Source organism: Candidatus Avelusimicrobium faecicola (assembly GCA_900540405.1).
Taxonomy (GTDB): Bacteria; Elusimicrobiota; Elusimicrobia; order Elusimicrobiales; family Elusimicrobiaceae; genus Avelusimicrobium; species Avelusimicrobium faecicola.
The window spans coordinates 1-2,868 of the sequence record UQFW01000084.1 but is presented as its reverse complement, the minus strand read 5'-3'; the positions used below and the strand labels follow the sequence as shown (position 1 = coordinate 2,868).

Below are 2,868 nucleotides of genomic sequence, written 5' to 3'. Positions count from 1 at the left end.
AAAAAAACACCCCGGTTTGTTTAACCGGGGTGTTGGGTTTCAATACGGCTTATTTAGATTGTTCTTTCTTTTCGGCCGGGTTGCTTTCGGGCAAGACAGCGGGTTTCACTTTGGGGCTTTGGGCAACTAAATCCTTAATGGGTTTAATCACTTGCGCCTGTTTTTTTAAGGTGCAAGGCCCGCCGATACAGCCGCCTTTACAACTCATTACTTCCAATAACTGGAAGTCGCCCACGCCGCGCGCATACGCTTGGAGCATAAGCATTGCTTTTTTATCCAAGCCGTTAATCGCCATTTTTTTAATGGGGTGTCCGGGCAGGGCGTTTTCTACCGCTTGGGCCACGCCGCCGGTCACGCCGTAATAGCGGCTTTCGCCGGAAATGGACGGGTCAAGCGGGGTTTCTTCACATTCGGCCGGGTTGATATTTTTGGCATCCAACAAAGCGCCCAACTCCTCGTACGTCATTACATAATCCACATTGGCGTTTTCGGTGGCTTCCACGCGTTTGGAAACGCACGGCCCCACAAACACGGTGGCAAAACCGTTTTTCTTTTCAATTTCGGCGGTATAAGCCATGGGGGTAAGCGTGCTGGATACAAACGGTTTTAAGGCCGGCAAATGTTTTTTAACGGCCTGAATCCACGCGGAGCAACAAGAGGTGGTCATAAATTTATCGCCGCGTTCCAGGCGTTCAATCAGCTCGGCCGCTTCGTGCGCGGTGGTGACGTCCGCCCCCAAGGCAACCTCGGTGGCTTTGGTGAACCCGGCTTTTTTAATAGCCGTCAGCAGTTGGGGCAAGGTGCAGTCAAACTGCCCCACAATAGACGGTGCCACCATGGCGCAGATTTTTTTACCGCTTTTAATGGTGCTTAAAATGTCCACTAATTGGCTGCGTTCCATAATGGCGCCAAAGGGGCAGGCGTCCATGCAGTGTCCGCAGGAAATACATTTATCAAAATCAATTTCCGCAAAGCCGTTTTCGCCCTTGTGAATTGCGTTGACCGGGCAGGATTGTTCGCACGGTACCGGCACATAGGTAATGGCGTTGTAGGGGCAGGCTTCTTTGCATTGGCCGCAGTTTTTGCATTTTTCGGGGTCAATTTTGGAATGTCCGTTTTCAAACGAAATAGCCCCAAAGCGGCACGCTTGTTGGCACGGGCGCGCCAAACAACCTTGGCAGGCTTCCGTCACCAAATGGCGGGCTTTTACGCACCCTTTGCAGGCAATATCCATAACCGTAAGCGGGGTGGAGGGAACGTCTTTGCGTAAAAGGGCTTGTTTGGCGTATTCGTTGAGCGAGGTGGCTTCGTCGTCCTGTTCCACACTGCCGCCCAAAGCAGCCAACGTGCGCGCGCGGAAAACCGCCCGTTCCTTGTAAATACAGCAACGTACCGTGGATTTAGATTCTTTGGGAATCACGGTAAAGGGAATACGGAAAGCGGCAGTTTCCAGCTCTCCGCGGTCAAAGGCCGCAATAACCTCTTTTAAGGCGCGGCGTTTGAAAAATACGGCTTTATTATCAGTTGTATTCATAAATTTATAAAAAAGTGAATTTTCTTATATTTTAGCATATTTGGGGCACTATTCTATTGACAAACAGGCCCATAAGGGGTGATGGTCGGACGCGGCGGTCGGCTCCACCCACGCCCGGTTTATTTGCAGGCCGCGGGTAAAAAGGAAATCCACCGGGCGGCCCCAAAAGCGTTTGCGGGTGTCCGGCTCAAAAACAGCCTCTTGCAAGTTGAGCGCCCGGGCCGCTTGCTTAAGGGCCGTTAAGCGCCCGCCGCTCCAGGTGTTAAAATCCCCCGCCACCAGTACCGCACCCGGGAAGCCCGCCAACAGTTCCGCCGCCTTGGCTAAATACAGTTTGAATGCGTTTAGCCCCTTAAAATTAATGGCATGAATGTTTAGTACCAGTAAAGGGCCGTTTTCCGTATCGTACACGGTGGCAAGGGCCATTTTTGGCATTTTGAAAAACGGCTCCAGCACTTGGGCGCGGTAGCCGGATTGCAGGGCCGGGGCCCGGCACCCGGTGGCTATCCCTATCGGGGTATGCCGGCGGAGAGATAAAAAGCTGACGGCCCCCGCCCATTCCAACCCGGGGAGCAGTAAAGGGTTGTCGGTTCCCGGCCGGAAAACGGCCTCTTGCGTTAAAAACAAATCGGCCCGGGCGCAACAAGCCGCAAAGGCCGGGGCAAAGCCGGGGTCTTTGCATTTATGCAAATTCCACACGCACACGGTAAAGCGGGCGGGCAATTTGCGCCGCCGCGGCGTGCCTTTATAAAATAAAACCCGGTTGGGGGAAGGAATTTTATAAAACATAATCAATAATACGGTGTTAATAACTTAAACGCGCGGTTGCGCAGTTGTTTGAGCCACGGCGTGTTGGCGTGTGTGCCGAAAGTTTCCGGCTGTGCGGCCGCTTTTTTGGCGTGAATAATTTTTAATACCTGCTCCGCCAGCGTTTTGCTGAAACATTCTATATTACATTCAAAATTTAGTTTTAAGCTCCGCACGTCCCAATTTGCGGAGCCGGCAAACACCCACGCATTATCCGCCACCATTAATTTGCTGTGGTCAAACGGGGCCGGGGTGCGGTAGATTTTTATGCCGCGTTTAAGTAAGCGCGCAAAGTTGGCCTGCATGGCCCAATCCATCCCAAAAATATTGCTTTTGGCGGGCAGGATGATTTCCACATTTACGCCGCGCAAACTGGCCAGTTCCAGCGCGTTTAATACGTCTTCTTCCGGCAGGAAATACGGGGTCACAATGGATACGCTTTGCTGGGCGCAGTTTAAGGCGCCGCAAAGCATCAGTTGCAGTTTGCCGTAGTCGCTGTCCGGCCCGTCCGGGATAATCCGAGCGGG

The 2,868-nt window shown here is 52.6% G+C and carries 3 protein-coding genes; all 3 read right to left on the bottom strand.

Features of this window, described 5'->3' with window-relative positions:
- Positions 1-49: 49 nt before the first annotated feature.
- Positions 50-1,534, bottom strand: coding sequence for a monomeric [FeFe] hydrogenase (locus ACQY18_RS06535; protein ID WP_428039290.1), 1,485 nt, complete (start codon positions 1,532-1,534; stop codon positions 50-52).
- A 48-nt stretch (positions 1,535-1,582) separates the two neighbouring features.
- On the bottom strand, positions 1,583-2,323 hold the full coding sequence (locus ACQY18_RS06530) for an endonuclease/exonuclease/phosphatase family protein (RefSeq protein WP_428039289.1): 741 nt from the start codon (positions 2,321-2,323) through the stop codon (positions 1,583-1,585).
- A 2-nt stretch (positions 2,324-2,325) separates the two neighbouring features.
- The coding region (locus ACQY18_RS06525; protein WP_428039288.1) for a phospholipase D-like domain-containing protein at positions 2,326-2,868 on the bottom strand (543 nt) is incomplete at its 5' end.